The organism is Bradyrhizobium diazoefficiens, from assembly GCF_016616235.1.
Lineage (GTDB): Bacteria > Pseudomonadota > Alphaproteobacteria > Rhizobiales > Xanthobacteraceae > Bradyrhizobium > Bradyrhizobium diazoefficiens_H.
Map to the genome: position 1 here is coordinate 1,515,554 of NZ_CP067100.1, position 18,584 is coordinate 1,534,137.

The 18,584-nt window shown below is 64.2% G+C and carries 20 protein-coding genes and 1 pseudogene; 15 read left to right on the forward strand and 6 right to left on the reverse strand.

The annotated features are described in order from the left end of the window. Position 1 precedes the first annotated feature (1 nt). The 3 genes from JJB99_RS07225 (at position 2) to JJB99_RS07235 (ending at position 1,361) form a co-directional block, all read left to right on the forward strand. The gene (locus JJB99_RS07225; RefSeq protein ID WP_200498119.1) at positions 2-469 is read left to right on the forward strand and encodes a MarR family winged helix-turn-helix transcriptional regulator; all 468 of its coding nucleotides are present in this window, start codon (positions 2-4) and stop codon (positions 467-469) included. Between the two features lie 80 nt (positions 470-549). Beyond that, positions 550-918 carry a hypothetical protein gene (locus JJB99_RS07230; RefSeq protein WP_200498120.1) on the forward strand — a complete coding sequence of 123 codons (369 nt, stop codon included), beginning with the start codon at positions 550-552 and terminating at the stop codon, positions 916-918. 2 nt (positions 919-920) lie between these two features. Next, positions 921-1,361 (forward strand): hypothetical protein, encoded by a 441-nt coding sequence (locus tag JJB99_RS07235; protein WP_200498121.1) that lies wholly within the window; start codon positions 921-923, stop codon positions 1,359-1,361. A gap of 29 nt (positions 1,362-1,390) precedes the next feature. Here the strand turns inward: JJB99_RS07235 and JJB99_RS07240 are convergent, their stop codons facing one another. The 3 genes from JJB99_RS07240 to JJB99_RS07250 are packed head-to-tail and all read right to left on the reverse strand — an operon-like array spanning position 1,391 to position 2,677. After that, positions 1,391-1,903: an SRPBCC family protein gene (locus tag JJB99_RS07240; protein WP_200498122.1), complete on the reverse strand. Its 513-nt coding sequence runs from the start codon at positions 1,901-1,903 to the stop codon at positions 1,391-1,393. Beyond that, positions 1,900-2,370: an SRPBCC family protein gene (locus tag JJB99_RS07245; protein ID WP_200498123.1), complete on the reverse strand. Its 471-nt coding sequence runs from the start codon at positions 2,368-2,370 to the stop codon at positions 1,900-1,902. Before JJB99_RS07245 ends, JJB99_RS07240 begins: the two co-directional genes overlap by 4 nt. Then, positions 2,363-2,677: an ArsR/SmtB family transcription factor gene (locus tag JJB99_RS07250; protein ID WP_200498124.1), complete on the reverse strand. Its 315-nt coding sequence runs from the start codon at positions 2,675-2,677 to the stop codon at positions 2,363-2,365. The genes JJB99_RS07245 and JJB99_RS07250 overlap by 8 nt, the downstream gene beginning before the upstream one ends. A 118-nt stretch (positions 2,678-2,795) precedes the next feature. On the opposite strand from JJB99_RS07250, the gene JJB99_RS07255 reads away from it, so the two are divergent. The 4 genes from JJB99_RS07255 to JJB99_RS07270 all read left to right on the forward strand — a co-directional run bounded on the left by JJB99_RS07255 (position 2,796) and on the right by JJB99_RS07270 (position 6,514). Beyond that, complete coding sequence (locus JJB99_RS07255; RefSeq protein ID WP_200498125.1) at positions 2,796-4,241, forward strand: LVIVD repeat-containing protein; 1,446 nt, start codon at positions 2,796-2,798, stop codon at positions 4,239-4,241. A gap of 2 nt (positions 4,242-4,243) precedes the next feature. After that, on the forward strand, positions 4,244-4,783 hold the full coding sequence (locus JJB99_RS07260) for a hypothetical protein (protein ID WP_200498126.1): 540 nt from the start codon (positions 4,244-4,246) through the stop codon (positions 4,781-4,783). Between the two features lie 47 nt (positions 4,784-4,830). Beyond that, a complete protein-coding gene (locus JJB99_RS07265) occupies positions 4,831-5,451 on the forward strand; it encodes a LysE family translocator (RefSeq protein ID WP_200498127.1) in 621 nt (206 codons plus the stop codon). 79 nt (positions 5,452-5,530) lie between these two features. Continuing rightward, a complete protein-coding gene (locus JJB99_RS07270; RefSeq protein ID WP_200498128.1) occupies positions 5,531-6,514 on the forward strand; it encodes a DUF3592 domain-containing protein in 984 nt (327 codons plus the stop codon). Here the strand turns inward: JJB99_RS07270 and JJB99_RS07275 are convergent. Continuing rightward, the gene (locus tag JJB99_RS07275) at positions 6,511-7,317 is read right to left on the reverse strand and encodes an N-formylglutamate amidohydrolase (protein WP_200498129.1); all 807 of its coding nucleotides are present in this window, start codon (positions 7,315-7,317) and stop codon (positions 6,511-6,513) included. The genes JJB99_RS07270 and JJB99_RS07275 overlap by 4 nt on opposite strands. Before the next feature lie 197 nt (positions 7,318-7,514). On the opposite strand from JJB99_RS07275, the gene JJB99_RS07280 reads away from it, so the two are divergent. Continuing rightward, the gene (locus JJB99_RS07280) at positions 7,515-7,913 is read left to right on the forward strand and encodes a gamma-glutamylcyclotransferase family protein (RefSeq protein WP_200498130.1); all 399 of its coding nucleotides are present in this window, start codon (positions 7,515-7,517) and stop codon (positions 7,911-7,913) included. Between the two features lie 208 nt (positions 7,914-8,121). Here the strand turns inward: JJB99_RS07280 and JJB99_RS36740 are convergent. Continuing rightward, positions 8,122-8,276: pseudogene (locus JJB99_RS36740) on the reverse strand (chlorite dismutase); the annotation flags it as partial. Positions 8,277-8,436: 160 nt separating this feature from the next. Between JJB99_RS36740 and dnaG the strand changes: the two are divergent. The 3 genes from dnaG to JJB99_RS07295 all read left to right on the forward strand — a co-directional run bounded on the left by dnaG (position 8,437) and on the right by JJB99_RS07295 (position 13,521). Next, a complete protein-coding gene (gene dnaG, locus JJB99_RS07285) occupies positions 8,437-10,443 on the forward strand; it encodes a DNA primase (protein WP_200498131.1) in 2,007 nt (668 codons plus the stop codon). Positions 10,444-10,819: 376 nt separating this feature from the next. Then, complete coding sequence (gene rpoD / locus JJB99_RS07290; RefSeq protein ID WP_200498132.1) at positions 10,820-12,949, forward strand: RNA polymerase sigma factor RpoD; 2,130 nt, start codon at positions 10,820-10,822, stop codon at positions 12,947-12,949. A gap of 191 nt (positions 12,950-13,140) precedes the next feature. After that, positions 13,141-13,521, forward strand: coding sequence for a thiol-disulfide oxidoreductase DCC family protein (locus tag JJB99_RS07295; protein WP_200498133.1), 381 nt, complete (start codon positions 13,141-13,143; stop codon positions 13,519-13,521). 17 nt (positions 13,522-13,538) lie between these two features. Here JJB99_RS07295 and JJB99_RS07300 read toward each other — a convergent pair whose 3' ends face one another. After that, the gene (locus JJB99_RS07300; RefSeq protein WP_200498134.1) at positions 13,539-13,775 is read right to left on the reverse strand and encodes a hypothetical protein; all 237 of its coding nucleotides are present in this window, start codon (positions 13,773-13,775) and stop codon (positions 13,539-13,541) included. Positions 13,776-14,509: 734 nt separating this feature from the next. On the opposite strand from JJB99_RS07300, the gene JJB99_RS07305 reads away from it, so the two are divergent. The 4 genes from JJB99_RS07305 to JJB99_RS07320 all read left to right on the forward strand — a co-directional run bounded on the left by JJB99_RS07305 (position 14,510) and on the right by JJB99_RS07320 (position 18,572). Beyond that, on the forward strand, positions 14,510-15,316 hold the full coding sequence (locus tag JJB99_RS07305; protein WP_200498135.1) for a lytic murein transglycosylase: 807 nt from the start codon (positions 14,510-14,512) through the stop codon (positions 15,314-15,316). 392 nt (positions 15,317-15,708) lie between these two features. Beyond that, positions 15,709-16,083, forward strand: a complete 375-nt coding sequence (locus JJB99_RS07310) for a response regulator (protein ID WP_200498136.1) — start codon at positions 15,709-15,711, stop codon at positions 16,081-16,083. A 50-nt stretch (positions 16,084-16,133) separates the two neighbouring features. Then, positions 16,134-16,745 carry a LysE family translocator gene (locus tag JJB99_RS07315; protein WP_200498137.1) on the forward strand — a complete coding sequence of 204 codons (612 nt, stop codon included), beginning with the start codon at positions 16,134-16,136 and terminating at the stop codon, positions 16,743-16,745. Between the two features lie 615 nt (positions 16,746-17,360). Further along, positions 17,361-18,572 (forward strand): GGDEF domain-containing protein, encoded by a 1,212-nt coding sequence (locus JJB99_RS07320; protein WP_200498138.1) that lies wholly within the window; start codon positions 17,361-17,363, stop codon positions 18,570-18,572. The last annotated feature ends 12 nt before the right edge of the window (positions 18,573-18,584 follow it).

The window sequence follows — 18,584 nt, forward strand, 5'->3', positions numbered from 1 at the left end:
GATGGCAAAGACCGCTCAAGCCGCGGGGCTTCACCGCGCCTCACTCGACAAGCTGCACGATCTCGATGCGGCATTGGAGCTGATGTATTACGGCTGGCGTGGCATGACGCTGGAGGCCGACGCATATCTGGCGAAGCAGGGCCTGTCGCGTTCGCACCATCGCATCCTCTACGTGGTGGCGCGCCGGCCCGATATCGCGATCGGCGCACTGATCGAGATCCTCGGCATTTCCAAGCAGGCCCTGAACCGACCGCTCAATCTGCTGCTGGAGCGCAAGCTCCTGACGTCGAAACGGTCGCCCGAGCAGCACCGTTCCAAGCTGCTGCGCCTGACTGCCGCGGGGCAGCGCATCGAGCAGAAGGCATCGGACCACGAGCGCAAGGTCTTGCGCGAGGCGTTTGACCGCGCCGGAGCGCAGGGGGCGGCCGCGTGGATGGCCGTCATGGGATCGATCGCCGACAACAACTGACAAATTCTGAAGTCAATATAGTTGACATGAGGAGCGAGCTTCGCCACCTTCCGGCCAACGAACCGGGGAGGGGCCGCGTCATGGGCGCAAAGAAAATGGACCGCGCGGCCGCCGAACGCTTCGTCGCGACATGGCGCGCGAACTGGTGCAAGGTCGACATCGACGCGGTCGTCGCGCATTTCGCGGATGATGCGCAGATGCGCAGCCCTCTGGCGCTGTCGCTGACCGGTTCTGCCGTCGTCACGGGCGCCGGAAAGATCCGCGCCTATTGGCGCGAGGCCTATGGCCACATCGAAAGCGCCGACCTGAAGATCCTGAGTTGGAGCTGGGACGAGACAATCGCGCGCCTGACGGTGTGGTGGCAGCTCGGCGACACCCGCGCCAGCGAGTTCATGGATTTCGATGCTGCGGGCCGCGTGGTGCGCAGCGAAGCCTTTTACGGAAAATGATCATGCACCTTTCGGATTTCGTCCTGCTTCTCAACGCGCTCTGGTTCGGCGGCGCCTTTATCCAGTTCAGCATCGCGCAAGCCAACACGCTGAAGATCTTGCTGCCGCGGGAAGAGCGCAGCAATCCGATCGCGCCGACGCTTGCGGCCAGCGTGGCGTTCCTGGGCGGAATGAACCTGCCGATCGGGCTGTTGTCGCTCTATCTTCTGGCGGCGCGCCCGTCATTCTTCCAGCCGCTGGAGGCGCAGCTTGCGCTGTTCCTGTTCTTTGCCGCCTGCCATTTCAGCCAGTTCGCCTACAATCTTCCGGTCCTGATGCGCGGGGGGCGCGTCGGGGTGGCGTACTGGCCGGTGCTGAAAGGTCCGATGCTCCGGATCTTCGTCATCGACGCGGCGCTGTTCGCGGCCAATCTCGGCGTGGCGTTGCTGCTCGCGTCCCGCTGACCAGCGCGACGGCGCCGACAAAGCGGGACCTACGGCGTCTTGATCCCCATCGCCTTCAGGGCGTCCAGCATCCGTTGCGGCGGGCCCATTTTCACGACCAGCGGCTTGCCGGTCTCGAGCACGCTCTTCAGGCTGGAGAGGATCGCCGGCCAGCCCTGCCGTCCGCCGGCAAGGATGTCGTCGCTGAGCGGCCGGTCATGGCCTTCGCTCATGGTCAGCCGGACCGCATCGCCGACCTGTTCGATGTCGTAGGTCACGAGCGTCGGGCCGAGCTTTTCGATCAGTTCCGGCCAGTTGACGTTGAAGGTGACAGAGAGTTTTTTCGGCGGGTCGTAAGCGAGGACCTCGCCGCTGATGTGCAGCGCGCCGTCGGGCGTGCGCACGACGAACGCGCCGCCAAGACGGGGCTCGACCTCCACGGTATTGCCGAAGAAATACAGCTTGCTGAACTCGGCCGAGGTCAGGGCCTCCCACATCTTCTCCGGCGTGGAGGCGATGTAGATGGTGTAGACCGTCAGCGGCTTGAACTGGTCGAGGTTCATTTTGCATCAAATCCCTTGTTGAGGGCCGCGCGTGGAATGTTGAGCAGCTTGCCGGTCTCCAGCAGGCTCTTGAGCTGCGACAGAATCGCCGGCCAGCCGTTGGAGACGGCGCCGAGGTACTTGCCGCCCTCGATGAAGCCGTCATGCAGCACGGTCAAACGCACGACCGGACCGAACGGTTCGATGGTGAAGACGACGCGCGAGATCGGCTCATCGCGCAGCTCTTCGTATTTGTGGTGCTTGAAGCTGTACGACAGGCGCCGCGGCGGATCGGCTTCGAGGATTTCACCTGAATCGGTGACCTCGCCGTCCAGCGACAGCGCAAAGGGCGAGCCGACTTTCCAGTCTGACCGCACTTCGGCGCCGAACCAGTATTGCCGTGTGAATTCGCTCGACGTCAGCGCCTCCCACAGCTTTTCCGGTGTGGTCTCGATATAGCTCACATAGACGAATTGCGGCTTACTCATCGCGTTTCTCCAACTGGCGTTTCAACTCGCTGAGCGCGGCGAGCTTGCCGCGCTCGAACTTCCTGATCCAGCGTTCGCCGATCTGATGGATCGGCACCGGGTTGAGATAGTGCAGCTTCTCGCGGCCATGCCTGATGGTCGTGACCAAATTGGCCTCCTCGAGAATGACAAGGTGTTTCGTGACCGCCTGGCGCGTCATCGAAAGGCCCTCGCAAAGTTCGTTCAGCGTCTGGCCGTTCCTGGCGTGAAGCCTGTCCAGCAGCGAGCGTCGTGACGCATCGGCGAGCGCTTTGAAGACCTCATCCATGGCGGCGATAATATGCAACCAAATGGTTGCCTGTCAAGATGGTGTCTTGGGCGCGTGCATTTGGCCGTGCTAACCTTTGAAGCTCAGCCAACGCAGATTGGTTCCGGGGAGGACTTTGATGTTCCGTTGTGTCCTGACTGCTGCCTGCCTCGTTCTTTTCGCCGGCAGCGCCGCCGTTCACGCCCAGAAGCAGACCATCGGCGCGCCGCCGGAAGCGTCCAACATGAAGCTGGTCGGCACCAACGACCTCCAGGCGCGCAGCGCCTATCAGCCGACCATCCATTACCAGGGCGACCGCTGGATCGCCTATATCGGCCATCACGGCGGCACCGACGATGTGCCCGCGCCGGTCAACCCGATGACGGGACAGGCGGAGCCGAACGGAACCTCGATCGTCGACGTCACCGATCCCGCGCATCCAAAATATCTGCGGCATCTGCCGGGACAGGAAGGCAAGTACGAATCCGGCGGCGCGCAGATGGTGCGGGTGTGCGACGGCAAGTCGCTGCCGAAGGGCGATCCCGATGCGGTCTACATGCTGCGCACCTTCGGCAGCGAGGCGCATGAGATCTGGAACGTCGCTGACCCCGCCAATCCCGTGCTCGTCACGCGCATTGGCGGGCTGAAGGACACGCACAAGAGCTGGTGGGAATGCGACACCGGCATCGCTTTCCTTGTTTCCGGCGCGCCGGACTGGCGCACGCGGCGCATGACGCAGGTCTATGATCTCAGCGATCCCGCGCATCCGCAAAAGATCCGCGACTTCGGCCTGCCCGGGCAGGAGCCCGGATCGACCGGTCCAGTGCCGACCGAATTGCACGGGCCGATCTCGACCGGGCCGAACGGCAACCGCGTCTTTTTCGGCTACGGCACCAACAAGGGCGGCATCCTGCAGATCGTCGATCGCGACAAGCTGTTGAACGGGCCGAAGGAGCCGACGGCCGACAATCTGCGCTATCCCGAGATTGCGCGGCTGCCGATGTCCGCGTTCAACGGCGCGCACACCACGTTCCCGATGCTCGACATGCCGATCGCCGAATTTGCCGAGGACAAGGACGGCAAGACGCGCGACATCGTCATGATCGTTGACGAGGCGATCCTCAACGAATGCGGCGAGGCGCGGCAGATGGTGTGGTTCGCCGACGTCACCACCGAGACGCGACCGATGATGATCTCGAGCTACACCGTGCCGGAGGCCAGCGGGCAGTTCTGCCAGCGCGGCGGCCGCTTCGGCTCGCATTCGTCCAACGAGAGCATGGCGCCGGTCTATTACAAGAAGATGGCCTTTATCGCCTTCTTCAATGCCGGCGTGCGCGCGCTCGACATCCGCGATCCCTATCATCCAAAGGAGGTCGGCTATTTCATTCCGTCGATCACCAATGCGACCGACAAGCGCTGCATTCCGGTCGAGGGCGGCGAGCGCTGCAAGGTCGCGATCCAGACCAACAATGTCGAGACCGACGAGCGCGGCTACATCTACATCGTCGACCGTGCCAACACCGGCCTGCATATCCTCGAACTGACCGGACCCGCGCGCGCCGTCGCCGGCCTGCCGAAGAATTGACGATGCGGCGCGGGGCGATCGCGGCTCTGGTGATCGGCCTCGGCGCGTTTGGCGTTGGCGCCCATCAACTTGCGCCGCGATCCGCGGAAGAGACGGCACATTGGCGCGAAATCGCCTGGCCGTTCCCGCGCGATGGCTGGCCCGCCGGACGGGCGTTCCGTTGCGACGGTGTTTGTGCCGGCGCCGAGCTCTACATGCGCGCCAAGCGCGGCTTCTGCAATTGCGATCGCGGGGTTGCCGATGACGACGAGGTCGATCGTGTTGCCGACATCGATCTGATCAGTCCGCGCTTTGCGGCCGCCGCGCCGGGTGAGGAAGTGGGAATCGGCGAGATGCGCGGCCGCGCGAGGCGCTACGATCTCGAGATGCCCGGCGAGGCCCGTCACACCGCGATCGGCATTGCCCTCTCGCGCCGGTGCGATCTCTTCGTTGCGACGGCGCAGGGAGGTGGGGAGGCAAGCGCGGTGCAGCGCGCGGCGCTGGCGTTCCTCGAAACCCAGGAGATCAAGACATGGGTGACGGCGGCGCTGGACGGACAGTGAGTGTCATGCATTAATACCGCAAGACCGCCCCGAGCCGAGTCCTCCCCATGATGTCCACGCAAGCCTATCTCGCCTTTGTCGCCGCCTGCATCGCCCTGGCGCTGCTGCCTGGGCCGATCGTCACCCTCGTCATCGCCAACGGCCTGCGCCACGGCACGCGTGCGGCGCTGACCAATGTCGCGGGCGCGCAAGCCGGCCTTGCGATCGTCATCGGCGTCGTCGCGGTCGGCCTGACCTCGCTGATGGCGACGATGGGCTACTGGTTCGACTGGGTGCGCTTTGCCGGCGCCGCCTATCTGGTCTGGCTCGGCATCAAGCTGATCTGGGCGCCGGTCGAAGGCGTCAGTGTCGACGAGCCTCCGGCGCCGCCGCGGGGCGGTTTCTTCCTGCAAGGCTTTCTGGTGCTGCTGTCGAATCCGAAGGTGCTGGTGTTCTTCGGCGCCTTCATCCCGCAATTCATGGACATGAACCAGCCGCACTTTCCGCAAGTCGCGTTGCTCGGCGCCACCTTCATGGTGACCGCGGTGATGACCGACGCGCTCTATGCCATCGCGGCTGGGCGCGCGCGAAAATTCTTCTCGGCCCGGCGCACCCGGCTGATGTCGCGGATCTCCGGCGGCTTCATGATCGGCGGCGGCATCTGGCTGGCGCTGACCAGGGCGAAATAAACCTCTTCACCGATTTGGGTTGAACCCTTTGCGGCGGCGATGCGTCCAATCGGCATTGCCGCCGACGAGGGATTTTGCCGTGCCCGATCTGCCCTGGACCGTCTATGCGATGTTGCTCTCACCGCTTGGGCTCCTCCTCGTTGCCGCAATCATCAAGACCTGGCAGGCCCGCGAGGCGCGAGGCTGGTTGCAGGCACCCGGCAAGGTCGTCATCTCGGCGGCGGAGGTGCGTGAAATCCGGGTGTTCGACGACGATCGCGAAGAGCGCTTTCGGCTCGAGAGCCGCAATTTCGCGAACGTGACATACGAATATTCCGTCGGCGGCCGAAAGCTGCGCAATAACCGCATTCTGATCGGCGAGGATCGCGGTAACTTCGAGGTCGCCGAGCATCTCGAGAAATATCCCGCCGGCAGCACCGTCACCGTCTATTACAATCCGCGCCATCCCGATCAGGCGGTGCTGGAGCGCGATCCGCCGAAGGGCCTGTGGGGATGTCTCGGCATCGGTACGGCGATCGTGCTCGTCATCGTGTTCGGCTCGGCGTTCGGTCTCAAGCAAAGCTACGACGTCCTCGCACACCACATCGCCCGTCCTGACCTCGCAGGACTCGTCGTCGGCTTCGGCGCGTTCGGCGTCGCCATTGCGCTGATGGGACTTGCCGTGCGGCGGAAGGCCTCGCTGGCAACGCGCTGGCCGGTGGTGTCGGGCAGGATCAAAGTGTCGGCGATGGAGCAATTTCGCGAGGCGAGCGAACCCGGAGAAACTCTCGGTCGCGAGATGTCCGGCAAGCGGGTGACCTACAGCTACAGGTACCAGAACGTCAGCTACACCAACGAGTGCGCACGCGTTGCGACCGGATCGTCGTCGGATCCCGGCAAGATGCTCGACAAGCTGCTGTCGCGCTACCGTGACGGTGCCACCGTCCGGGTCAGCGTCAATCCCGACAACCCGGCCGAAGCAACGCTGGACCCGCGCGGCGACGGTCGCGTCGCCTTCGTACTGTGGGGCATCGCCGCGATCTTCGCCGCGCTCGCGCTGTTCGTTGCGACCCGCGGAAGCTAATCGACCAGCCTCTCCGCCCTTAACTCCGCCTCGATCTCCGCAAAAATCCGCGCCAGCCGCTCGGCCCATTGCCGCTGGCCGGACTGGTCGGCAATGAGATCCTGGCGGATCTCGATGCCGGTGTTGACGAGGCCGCGGGCTTCGCCGTGGACGGGAATGGTGTAGTCGCTGAGATCGCTGACCGCATAAGGCTCGTTGTCGCCGACGACGAGATCGCCCTCGGCGCGCAGATGTTTCAGCAAGAGCTGCGGCAGCACGGTGTCGCGGTTGTACAGCGCGCCGATATGCCAGGGCCGCGCGACGCCGGCATAGACGGGCGTGAAGCTGTGCAGCGACACCAGCACCGTCGGCCGCTTGTCATGCAGGCGGCGATCGATCGCGGCATCGATGCGGTGATGATAGGGATCGAAGATCTCGCGCCGCCGTGCCGCGCGCTCGCCCTCGGTGATGCCCGCGTTGCGCGGGATCGCCGTCGCCTCTGAGATCACGGAGATCGAGCTTGCAACACCGGGCGAGCGGTTGCAGTCGATCACGAGCCGCGAATAGCGCTGCGCGATCAGATGCGCATCCAGCATCCTGGCTAGCCGCTCGGCGACGCCGGCAATGCCGATGTCCCAGGCGATGTGCCTGACGAGCTCGCTTTCGGCAAGGCCGAGATTGCCGAGGGCCCGCGGCAGCGCCCGACCGTAGTGATCCGAGGTGAGCAGGAACGGCGATTTGCCGTCCGCGTTCACCTCATGCACCGGTAGAATGTCCCCCTCGCCGAGGAGTTGATCGGCCGTGTCGACTGCGTCCAACGTCATTCCTGATTGCCTAAGCAAGATGCCATTGCCCCCCGAAATCAGGCAGGAACCGCCTATCCGAAATTGATCCAGCTTGCCGGACGATGCCGCCGCTCGCGATTCATCTCAAGACCGAATATCGCGCGCTCCCGCCCTTTCCTTGGCCGAGATTTGCGGCGCCGCTGTCGCTTCGTTCGATTGGCGGTTATAGACACGTCATGACCTCCGATCGTCTCTTCGTCTACGGCACCCTGATGCGGGGCTTCGACCATCCGATGGCGCGGCTGCTCGCGGGCCACGCGGATTTCCTGGGCGAAGCGACCTGCCACGGCCGGCTCGTTCTTGTGAAGCATTATCCGGGCCTGCTGTTGTCGGATGCCGCCTCGGACATCGTTCACGGCGAGCTGTTTCACCTGCGCGTGCCCGAGGAGCTGCTGGCCGAGCTCGACATGTATGAGGCCTGCGGCGAAGGCTTTCCGGAGCCGACCGAATATCTGCGCCGGCTGATCGACGTGACATTGCTTGATGGCACCGCGGAGAAGGCCTGGACCTACGTCTACAACTGGCCTGTCACCGATCTGCCGCACATCGTCTCCGGTCGCTTTCTGGAGCATTGACGGCGGATGCTTGCTTCACCTTGCCCCGCTTGCGGGGAGAGATTTGCATCGAAGATGCAATCCGGGTGAGAGGGACAGGTTCTGTCGACGACCTCACGTGCGGAGAGAAAGCCCCTTACCCAACCCTCTCAGCGCGAGCGAAGCTCGTCGCGGGCCCCGTAAGAACGGGGCGAGGGGGCGCACCGCCATAGGGCAAGCAATTCGATCATTACGTCAACAGCATTTCCTTCACGACCCGCGCATCAACCTCGTGCTCGACGTAAGTCCATTCCTCAGTCCGCCGCAGCATCCCCACCAGCTTCTCGAACAGCGAGCATGTGCGGGGGCGTATTCGAACCAGGTCAGGAAATCGAACGGGCCGCCGAAGCGGGAACCGGCGGCGTTCAAGTGGCTCTGACGGGACGAGGGCCTGTGCATAGGTCGAATAACCCGGATAACCCGCCTAAACCTGACTTCTGGCGCCGCCGCACCTATATCCCTGATCCTTCGCCCGACTCACCCCGGTTTGCGCTACACCCACATCATGCGCTTCACGCCCCAATTCCTCGACGAGCTGCGTGCCCGGCTTTCGGTCTCCGAGGTCGTGGGCAAGCGCGTCAAGCTGAAGAAGGCGGGGCGGGAGTGGAAAGGGCTGTCGCCGTTCCAGCAGGAGAAGACGCCGTCGTTCTATGTCAACGACCAGAAGGGTTTTTACCACGACTTCTCCTCCGGCAAGCACGGCGACATCATCACCTTCGTGATGGAGACCGACGGCCTGCCGTTCGCCGAAGCCGTCGAGCGGCTCGCGGGCATGGCGGGCCTGCCGCTGCCGGCGGTGACGCCGGATGCGGCGCGGCAGGAGCAGCGGCGCAAGTCGCTGCATGAGGTCATGGACCTCGCCGCAAAATTTTTTGCGGAGACGCTGGCCTCGCGTGTCGGTGCCAAGGCGCGCGGCTATCTTGCCGACCGCGCGATCTCGCAGGCCGCGCAATTGCAGTTCCGGCTCGGCTATGCGCCGCCCGACCGCTTCGCGCTGAAGGAGCATCTCGGCGAGCTCGGAATCTCCGTCGAGGACATGGTCGAGACCGGCCTGCTGGTGGCCGGCGACGACATTCCCGTTCCTTACGACCGCTTCCGCGACCGCGTGATGTTTCCGATCACGGATTTGCGCGGCCGCGTCATCGCCTTTGGCGGACGCGCGCTGGAGAAGGACGTTCCGGCCAAATATTTGAACTCGCCGGAGACGCCGCTCTTCCACAAGGGCGACAACCTCTACAACCACCAGACCGCGCGCAAAGCCACCCATGATGGCGGCGCGCTGATCGTGGTCGAAGGCTATGTCGACGTCATCGCCATGGTGACGGCTGGTTTTGCAGGCGCCGTCGCGCCGCTCGGCACCGCGCTGACCGAAAGCCAGCTCGCGCTGCTCTGGAAGATGGCGGACGAGCCGATCCTCTGCTTCGACGGCGACCGCGCCGGGCAGAAGGCGGCCTATCGTGCTGCGGACCTTGCCCTGCCGTTCCTCGCGCCCGGCAAGAGCCTGCGCTTTGCGCTGCTGCCGGAGGGGCAGGACCCCGACGATCTCGTCCGCTCCGGCGGCCGTGGCGCAATCGAAGAGGTGATCGCAGCAGCGCGCCCGCTCGCCGACGTGATCTGGTCGCGCGAGCTCGAAGGCGGCAATTTTGCCACGCCTGAGCGCCGCGCCGCGCTGGAGGCGCGCATCAAGGAGCTCGCGAGCGGCATCCGCGACGAGGTGGTGCGTCGCTATTATCGCGACGATTTTGCCGACCGGCTTCAGCGCACTTTCGCCCCCGAGGGTGGGCGCGGCGGCTTTGGCGGCCGAGGCAATTTCCGCCCCGGCGGCGGCCGCCCGTTCCAGCCGAGGGGCGGGGGGGCTGCGAATCGATTCGGTGGCCAGGGGTTCGGAGGCCGCCGCGGCCCGCCCGGTCCGACCCTTTTGCCCTCCGGCCCCTACCAGGCGGCAAGCCCTCAGCTGGCGGCGAGCCCGATCATGCGCGGCCAGCGCAGCGCCATCTCCCGCCGGGAGGCCCTGATCCTGCAATGCCTGATCAATCATCCCTGGCTGCTGCACGAGCACCTCGAGGAGGTCGCCGCCCTGGAGCTGGCCCATCCCGAGGCCCACAAGCTCAGGGCCGGCATCATCGCCGCTTTCGCCAACGACCATCACCATTCGCCGGACCCCGAGGAGCAGGCCGAGAAGATGCGCGGCGATCTCCAAAAGGGCGGATTTTCGCAGGTCCTTCAAAGGGTTGAGAATTCCATCACCACCGCGGCGGTGTTTGGCGCCCGCGAGGGCGCGGCGCAGGACGACGTTCTCGCCACCTGGCACCAGCTCGTTGCCTTGCATCGGCAATACCATTCACTACTTAGAGAGCTGAAAGACGCCGAGCTGGCCTTGGGGGAGGATCCCAGCGAGGCCAGTTTGGCGTGGCTGCGTGACGTCAAGGCCCGGCTGGCCGAGGTCGACGGTACCGAGGCCCTGATCGAGGGTTTTGGCGAGCTGTCGGGCCGGTTCCAGAAGAGCGTGTGATGAAAGAATCATGCGGACGGCCGGGCTCGGCGCCGCTAAAAGACTCGCCAAATCCAAGGTTTGGCGGCAAAAACAGGGTTAATCGAGGCTTAACGGTCTTGTAGCACTTTGGCCCAGAGGCGGCCGCAGGCAGAACAGACGCGTCAGGAATGAATCCGCGCAATCGCTGTTGGCATTACACCTGCATCCGCTGCGACAAAGAGGCTCACGAAGCGTTAGGCAAATCCGGCGAGAGAGAGTTGGGGGTGGCGAGAGATGTGCGCGCCGCCCTTTCCGTGTCGAGAGCTGCCGAAGCGAGAGCATCGAGCAACAGGTTCAAGTGAATTCACGTGGGGCGCGGCGATCGTCTCGCATGAAGCGCGTTTAGGAGCAATGGATGGCCACCAAGGCAAAGACGCTGCAGGCGAAGGACAAGGAAAAAGACGACAAGGCAGCGGATGCTCCGGAGAAGGATTCCCAGGACGCGCCCTCGCCGTTGCTCGATCTGTCCGACGCGGCCGTGAAGAAGATGATCAAGCAGGCCAAGAAGCGCGGCTTCGTGACCTTCGATCAGCTCAACGAAGTCTTGCCGTCCGACCAGACCTCGCCCGAGCAGATCGAGGACATCATGTCGATGCTCTCGGACATGGGCATCAACGTCACCGAAGCCGACGATAGCGAAGGCGAGGAAGACAAGGACGAGGGTGAGGACGAGACCGATAACGAGCTCGTCGAAGTCACCCAGAAGGCCGTTACCGAAGTCAAGAAAAGCGAGCCGGGCGAGCGCACCGACGATCCGGTGCGCATGTATCTGCGCGAGATGGGCACGGTCGAGCTGCTCTCCCGCGAAGGCGAAATCGCCATCGCCAAGCGCATCGAGGCCGGCCGTGAGGCGATGATCGCGGGACTGTGCGAAAGCCCGCTGACCTTCCAGGCCATCATCATCTGGCGCGACGAACTCAACGAAGGCAAGATCTTCCTCCGCGACATCATCGATCTCGAAGCGACCTATGCCGGCCCCGACGCCAAGGCCGGCATGAACACCGCCATGATTGCCGGGCCGAACGGCGAAGCTGCGGCCGAGGGTGGCGAAGCCACCGCGTCCGCTGCGGCGCCCGCGCATGTCGCGCCGCCCGCGGCGCCCCCGTCGCCGACCCCGTTCCGCGCCGCGCCTGCCGCCGGTGACCAAGGCAGCGAGGAGAAGGATCCGGGCGAGGCTGCGGCCGAGTCCGACATGGACGACGACGAGTTCGAGAACCAGATGTCGCTTGCGGCGATCGAGGCCGAGCTCAAGCCGAAGGTGGTCGAGATCTTCGACAAGATCGCCGACAGCTACAAGAAGCTGCGCAAGCTTCAGGAGCAGGACATCCAGAACCAGCTCCAGAACGAGTCGCTCTCGCCGCACCAGGAGCGCAAGTACAAGAAGCTGAAGGACGAGATCATCGTCGAGGTGAAGTCGCTGCGCCTCAACCAGGCGCGCATCGATTCGCTGGTCGAGCAGCTCTACGACATCAACAAGCGCCTCGTCTCGCATGAGGGCCGCCTGATGCGCCTTGCCGACAGCCACGGCGTCGCGCGCGAGGACTTCTTGCGCAACTACACCGGCTCGGAGCTCGATCCGCGCTGGCTCAACCGTGTCTCGAAACTCTCGGCGAAGGGCTGGAAGAACTTCGTCCATCACGAGAAGGACCGCATCAAGGACCTCCGCCATGAGGTGCATCAGCTCGCGGCGCTGACCGGCCTCGAGATCGTCGAGTTCCGCAAGATCGTGCATTCCGTGCAAAAGGGCGAGCGCGAGGCACGCCAGGCCAAGAAGGAGATGGTGGAAGCGAACCTCCGTCTCGTGATCTCGATCGCCAAGAAGTACACCAACCGCGGCCTGCAGTTCCTCGACCTGATCCAGGAAGGCAATATCGGCCTGATGAAGGCCGTTGATAAGTTCGAGTACCGCCGCGGCTACAAGTTCTCGACCTACGCCACGTGGTGGATCCGGCAGGCGATCACCCGCTCGATCGCGGACCAGGCGCGCACCATCCGCATCCCCGTGCACATGATCGAGACGATCAACAAGATCGTGCGCACGAGCCGCCAGATGCTCAACGAGATCGGCCGCGAGCCGACCCCGGAAGAGCTCGCCGAGAAGCTCGGCATGCCCCTGGAGAAAGTGCGAAAAGTCCTCAAGATCGCCAAGGAGCCGCTGTCGCTCGAGACGCCGGTCGGTGACGAAGAGGATTCGCATCTCGGCGATTTCATCGAGGACAAGAACGCGATCCTGCCGATCGACGCCGCGATCCAGTCCAACCTGCGCGAGACCACGACGCGCGTGCTGGCCTCGCTCACCCCGCGCGAAGAGCGCGTCCTGCGCATGCGCTTCGGCATCGGCATGAACACCGACCACACGCTGGAAGAAGTGGGGCAGCAGTTCTCGGTGACGAGAGAGCGTATCCGCCAGATCGAAGCCAAGGCGCTGCGCAAGCTGAAGCATCCGTCGCGGTCGAGGAAGCTGCGGAGCTTCTTGGATAATTAATTCGGATTGTCGTGCCGGGGCCTGATCCCGGGCATCGATCCAACGAAAGCGGCGGGCCTAAAGCCCGCCGCTTCTGTAAGCGGATGCGCAAAGGGCCTTCGTCGCTGCGCTTCGCGCCGAACCTTGAGAAGCGACGCCTGAAAAGCTTGCTTGCGATTCGATTCCTTTCGGCAATCAGCTTGGTGACGCAAATGTCCGCCGCCCACCTCACCGTCTGGTACAATACCCGCTGCCCCGTCTGCGAGGCCGGCATCGACTGGCAGCGCAACAAGCTGCTGGCGCTGGTGCGCGCGGGCTCGGTCGAGTTCAGGGATATCAACGAGCAGCCCGACGCGCTGGCGCACTTTGGTGCGTCGCTCGACGACATCAGGCGCCGCCTGCATGCGACCGATCAGGCCGGCCGGCTCATCGTCGGTGCGGATGTCGCGATTGCGCTGTGGCGGATGACGCCCGGGGAGGGGTGGCTTGCGGCGCTGTTCGGCAATCGCGTGGCGCTGCCGTTCACGCGGTTCTTCTACGATCGGTTCGCCGATCTGCTGTTTGCCTGGAACAAGTGGAGCGGGCGCTGGTGAGCGCCGCGGACGTCGACTTATTTCTTCTTGGCTCCGACCCGGTCGAGGTTCTTGATCGCCAGCGGCGGACGGCCGGATTTTTCCGCGATCTCGCGGTCCTGCTCCATGATGAAGCCGCGGGCGGGCTCGTCGCCTTCCAGGCCGCCGAGCAATTCCGCGGGCACGCGCCGGTTCGATCGTTGGGAGCCGTCCTCATAGACGACGTTGAAAAAGGCGAATTCGCCTTTGGGATTGGTTCCGGGTTTCTTGGCCATGGCGGCTTGTCGTCGATCAGGGCGCCGCAGTCAAATGACTTCGACTGATATCGACATCCTTTGCGGCAGGAAGACCGGCGGAGCTGCCGGAGTTGTCTTCGGCCGGTCGCGTCCTGGCGCCTGCGCGCGGCTCTGCGCCTCGATAAACGGCGGGCCGATAGGCCCGCCGTTTATTTTGCTCTTCAGCGTTGCCCGGGGCTGGCGGGGCAACAACCTGAGATAGAAGGCTATCGCTTGCGCTCTGCCATGGCAAGGCAAATCGTCGGCGTGGCGATGTCGCAGCAAGCGCATCAGATATGCGGCTGATGTCGTCGCGGGTTCTCGCTGATATCGCGAAGCACATGCTTGGATCCTCGAAACAGTTTGTTCACCTTGCAGGTTCTTGCAACGCAGCGAGAACGCGCGCGGTGGCCCGCGACCACGCGTGCCGGGATCGTTGAACGCGATGGTGGATGGCGCAGCGCTCTCAGATACGGCATGAGCAGGCGCCGACGCCCCCGGAGTCTGAGATGCTGGCACAATACGCCTGTTTTGCCCGACGGGTCAACACGGATTCGGAAAAGTCGCATGAGGTCGGGACGCGGCTTCTACTGTGCATGGGGTTGTTTTGCGGTTTTTTGTTTCGGCGCAGTGATCGCGCCCACCGGCATGATCGGCGCTGCCGCTTTGACGCGAATCCAGTTCCCGGGCATGATCGCGCCGCTTCCACGCATCGTCCCGAAGGATTTTCCCGCATGCTGAGACCGCTTCTCGCCGCCGCCTCCATTCTCTTGCTGGCCGGCGGATCGGCGCAGGCTGCGCGCTGCGGCGGCGACTTCAACAGCTTTGTCGCCAGCATGGCCTCGGAGGCGCAAGCCGCCGGTGTCTCGGCAAGCGTGACCAGCGCGGCGTTCAGCGGCATCACCCAGGATGGCGCGGTGCTCGCCTTCGACCGGCGCCAGCGCTACACCTTCAACAAGAGTTTTGAGCAGTATGTCTCGACCCGCGTCGGCGCCGGCCGCATCAATGGCGGCCGCGCGCTGCTCCAGCGCCATGCCGCGTTGCTCTCGCGGATCGAGCAGCAGTTCGGCGTGCCCAGGCAGATCCTGGTCGCGATCTGGGGGCTGGAGAGCGATTTCGGCAAGGGCGACATGGGCAAGCTGCCGGTGATCCGCACGCTCGCAACACTCGCGCATGACTGCCGCCGCACCGATCTGTTCCAGGGCGAGCTGCTCGCCGCACTCAAGATCTTGCAGCGCGGCGACCTGCCGCTGCGCGACCTCATCGGTGCCTATGCCGGCGAGATCGGCCAGACCCAGTTCCTGCCGTCGTCCTACATCAAATACGGCGTCGATTTCGACGGCGACGGCCATGTCGACCTCCGCCACAGCGTCCCCGACGTGCTCGCCTCGACCGCGAACCTGCTCCACACCAGCGGCTTCAAGATGGGCCAGCCCTACGGCGAAGGCACCGCAAATTTCGAGGCGATGCGCGAGTGGAACAGGGCGGTGGTGTACCGCAAGACGATCGGCTATTTCGCGGACCGGCTGATGGGGCAGTAATCACATACTCAGCGTCATCACCCGCGAAAGCGGGTGATCCAGTATTCCAGAGGCAGCAGTAACTGAGCCGAGAAGCCCCGCCGTACTGGTCACCCGTCAAGCCGGGCATGACAGCGGAGAGCGTGGCGACGGCGGAGCGCGCATCGGCAATGCTGTCGCGCCACACGACTACGTTCCCTTTGCCATCTCCAGCCCACAGCAAATGGCGCGAGCGCGAGGCCGATGCCGCTGGCAGCTGCCGTAATGGCAGCAAGCGCCGCGAATCGCAGGCATGATGTGGTGTTCCCCGATCAAGGATGGAACCATGAATTACATTTTTTTGAAATGAAACCGAACCGTAGTGCGCCCGGGTCTTTAACATTCGTTATTGAGGCCAAGCATTGGAGCCGTCGATGGGACAAGCAAGACCATTTCGCGCGACAGCGCTGATCGTTGAAGACGACGCCATGCAGCGGGAAATGCTGTGCGTCCTGTTGGAAGAGAGCGGCTATCAGGTCATCCAATGCGAAAGCGCCGAGGCCGCCGAGCGCGTGCTTGACAAGAACGCCGGCGCGCTCTGTTTGATGATGACCGACGTCCAGCTTGCCGGCCGCATGAACGGGGTCGAGCTCGCGCACGTCGCCAAGGATCGCAATCCCCGGCTCGACGTCGTCGTCACCTCCGGTCGTCCCTTGAAACAAGCCTTGCCGGACGGCGCGAAATTCTGGGCCAAACCCTGGGCGCCGCTCGACGTGCTGCGCGAGGCCGAGATCGCGCAATTGTCCTGAAGGCCGAGGTCCGGCTTTCTTGCCGTGAGGCGGACTGATAAGGTCCGTCCATGACCTGGTCCTTCCTGCTCACCTCGCTGATCGTCGTCGCCTCGCCCGGCACCGGCGTGCTCTACACGCTGGCGGCGGCGCTGACGCGCGGCTCGCGCGCCAGCGTGGCAGCCGCCTTCGGCTGCACGCTCGGGATCGTGCCGCATATGATGGCGGCGATGCTCGGGCTCGCCGCTGTGCTGCACACCAGCGCGCTCGCTTTCGCGGCGTTGAAATGGTGCGGCGTGCTCTATCTGCTCTACATGTCCTGGCAGGCGCTGCGTGAGACCGGAGCGCTTTCGGTCGAGGGAAAGATCAAGGAGCGGTCGAGCGGCCGCGTCATCGTCACCGGCTTCCTGATCAATATCCTCAATCCGAAGCTGTCGATCTTCTTTCTCGCCTTCCTGCCGCAGTTCATCGCCGCGGACGAGACTCATGTCGCGGCGCGGATGCTGGAATTGAGCGGCGCCTTCATGGCGATGACCTTTGCGGTGTTCGTCCTCTACGGCCTCTGCGCGGCCTCGGTGCGCGAGCGCGTGATTTCCCGCCCCGCCGTGATGACCTGGCTGCGCCGGAGCTTTGCTGCGGGATTTGCGATGCTCGGCGCCAAGCTGGCGTTCGCGGAGCGGTAGCTTCTTCCTCACCTCTCCCCGCCTGCGGAGAGAGGGAGAAGCGGCAGCGGAGCGCAATCAACAAAAAAGCGGGCCTTGCGCCCGCCACCTTCGAACCAACCTTACCCGACGCCCGGGCGGAGCGAGGCTCCACCCGGGCAAAGAAAAAGAAGCCTCGTTACTTCTTCTTCGCCTTCTTGGCCTTTTTCGCCTTCTTCTTCGTCGCCTTCTTCGCTTTCTTAGCCATAGTATCCTCTCAAAGGGTTCATGGTTAAACGCGACACGAGGGATGCTCGGCAGAGGGCCAGCCTCGCAACATCCTCGATGACAAACTCAGCAGATTCGCGAGCGCCTGCCCCGCGCTGTCACATCCGTGTCATCGCGTTATCCACAGCTCAGATGCATTTTCGGGTGATTTTCGTCCGCGAATCCGCATCGGCGCCGGTGAGATCGCTAACGATCCGGCAATCGGCGTGCGCCGTTCATGAATCCAAAACCAAACCGCATCTTTGCACGATCGCAGTGAGATTCCATTAAGTGCAACCCGCGCATTCTCCCCGCAAGAAAACGGGGACGGGTCATGGACGAACGGTTGCCAGAGATGGGAGGCGGAACGCTGCGCGTGCTGCCATCGTCATGCTGAACGTGCCGACCCTCTGGACGGTGTTCGTCATCAACTTCCTGGCGCTGGGCCTGATCTGGGCCTATGTCGCGCATGCCTATCCCAAGCTCGAGGCGGCGCGGTTCTGGACGGCATCGGCCTTCGTCGGTGCAGCAGGCGCGATAACGGCGTTGGTCCGCCTGCTCGTCGATTCCATGCTCCCCCTGATCCTCGGCAGTGGCTGCGTGATTCTTGCGGCCTGCCTCGCCGCCATGGGGATCCGACGCTTCTACGACCGGCCGGTCTCCTGGCGGGCGAGCGCGCTGATCGTCGGGCTGACGATAGCGATCCTGCTTTTCTTCACCTTTGCCTATGACAGCATGATCTTGCGGATCGCGTCCCACGTGATCGGGCAGTCGCTACCGCTCGCATTGACGCTGACACTGCTGTGGTCGGAGCGCGACGGCCGCGCCGCACCGGGAGCGCGACTTGCCGGCCTTGTGATCGTCCTGATGATCGGGATTCAGTCTGCGCGGGCGATCGGCAACATGCTCGGGGGCGACTTCTCGGCATTGGCCGGCGGCCAGGCCTACGCCGTCATCGTGCTGACGATGCTGTTCCTGTCGATGACGCTCAATTTCGGCTTCCTGTTGATGGCGATGGATCGCCTGCGCGGCGAGGTCGCCGACCTGGCGCTGCTCGACGATCTCACCGGCGTCGCCAACCGGCGGCACCTGTTGCAGCGCCTGGCCGAGGAATGCGCGCGCTCGGAGCGCAGCGGCGAGCCGTTCTCGCTGCTGGTGATCGACCTCGACGGCTTCAAGACCATCAACGACACCCATGGCCATGCCGCTGGCGATGCGTGCCTGCGGCACTTCACCTTGATGGCGCAGACGCGGCTGCGGCCCGGCGACATGCTCGCCCGCACCGGCGGCGACGAGTTCTGCGTCGTGCTGCCGTCCTCCTCCTTGCAAGAGGGAGCGGCGATCGCCCGCCGCGTGCTCGAGGTCTGCCGGCAGGACGCCGCGGCCTGCACCGACGGCGACATCCCGATCGCGATCTCCATCGGCGTCGCCGAATGGGACCGCAGCATCGGCCAATTTCCGGACAGGCTGATCGCACATGCCGACCACGCGCTCTATGCCGCCAAGAAGAACGGCAAGAACGATTTTGCGGTCTACGATCCCGCGCCGCCGCTCGCGCCCGAGCCGACCGGCTTGGCCGAGACCGCGCGCAAATTCGCGTAAAGCCTGCTAGGT

Excerpts from the sequence above, each read along its gene's own strand:
- JJB99_RS07225 (WP_200498119.1), top strand. The coding sequence starts at position 2 with ATGGCAAAGACCGCTCAAGCCGCGGGGCTTCACCGCGCCTCACTCGAC.
- JJB99_RS07230 (WP_200498120.1), top strand. The coding sequence starts at position 550 with ATGGGCGCAAAGAAAATGGACCGCGCGGCCGCCGAACGCTTCGTCGCG.
- JJB99_RS07235 (WP_200498121.1), top strand. The coding sequence starts at position 921 with ATGCACCTTTCGGATTTCGTCCTGCTTCTCAACGCGCTCTGGTTCGGC.
- JJB99_RS07240 (WP_200498122.1), bottom strand. The coding sequence starts at position 1,903 with ATGAACCTCGACCAGTTCAAGCCGCTGACGGTCTACACCATCTACATC.
- JJB99_RS07245 (WP_200498123.1), bottom strand. The coding sequence starts at position 2,370 with ATGAGTAAGCCGCAATTCGTCTATGTGAGCTATATCGAGACCACACCG.
- JJB99_RS07250 (WP_200498124.1), bottom strand. The coding sequence starts at position 2,677 with ATGGATGAGGTCTTCAAAGCGCTCGCCGATGCGTCACGACGCTCGCTG.
- JJB99_RS07255 (WP_200498125.1), top strand. The coding sequence starts at position 2,796 with ATGTTCCGTTGTGTCCTGACTGCTGCCTGCCTCGTTCTTTTCGCCGGC.
- JJB99_RS07260 (WP_200498126.1), top strand. The coding sequence starts at position 4,244 with ATGCGGCGCGGGGCGATCGCGGCTCTGGTGATCGGCCTCGGCGCGTTT.
- JJB99_RS07265 (WP_200498127.1), top strand. The coding sequence starts at position 4,831 with ATGATGTCCACGCAAGCCTATCTCGCCTTTGTCGCCGCCTGCATCGCC.
- JJB99_RS07275 (WP_200498129.1), bottom strand. The coding sequence starts at position 7,317 with ATGACGTTGGACGCAGTCGACACGGCCGATCAACTCCTCGGCGAGGGG.
- JJB99_RS07280 (WP_200498130.1), top strand. The coding sequence starts at position 7,515 with ATGACCTCCGATCGTCTCTTCGTCTACGGCACCCTGATGCGGGGCTTC.
- dnaG (WP_200498131.1), top strand. The coding sequence starts at position 8,437 with ATGCGCTTCACGCCCCAATTCCTCGACGAGCTGCGTGCCCGGCTTTCG.
- rpoD (WP_200498132.1), top strand. The coding sequence starts at position 10,820 with ATGGCCACCAAGGCAAAGACGCTGCAGGCGAAGGACAAGGAAAAAGAC.
- JJB99_RS07295 (WP_200498133.1), top strand. The coding sequence starts at position 13,141 with ATGTCCGCCGCCCACCTCACCGTCTGGTACAATACCCGCTGCCCCGTC.
- JJB99_RS07300 (WP_200498134.1), bottom strand. The coding sequence starts at position 13,775 with ATGGCCAAGAAACCCGGAACCAATCCCAAAGGCGAATTCGCCTTTTTC.
- JJB99_RS07305 (WP_200498135.1), top strand. The coding sequence starts at position 14,510 with ATGCTGAGACCGCTTCTCGCCGCCGCCTCCATTCTCTTGCTGGCCGGC.
- JJB99_RS07310 (WP_200498136.1), top strand. The coding sequence starts at position 15,709 with ATGGGACAAGCAAGACCATTTCGCGCGACAGCGCTGATCGTTGAAGAC.
- JJB99_RS07315 (WP_200498137.1), top strand. The coding sequence starts at position 16,134 with ATGACCTGGTCCTTCCTGCTCACCTCGCTGATCGTCGTCGCCTCGCCC.
- JJB99_RS07320 (WP_200498138.1), top strand. The coding sequence starts at position 17,361 with ATGCTGAACGTGCCGACCCTCTGGACGGTGTTCGTCATCAACTTCCTG.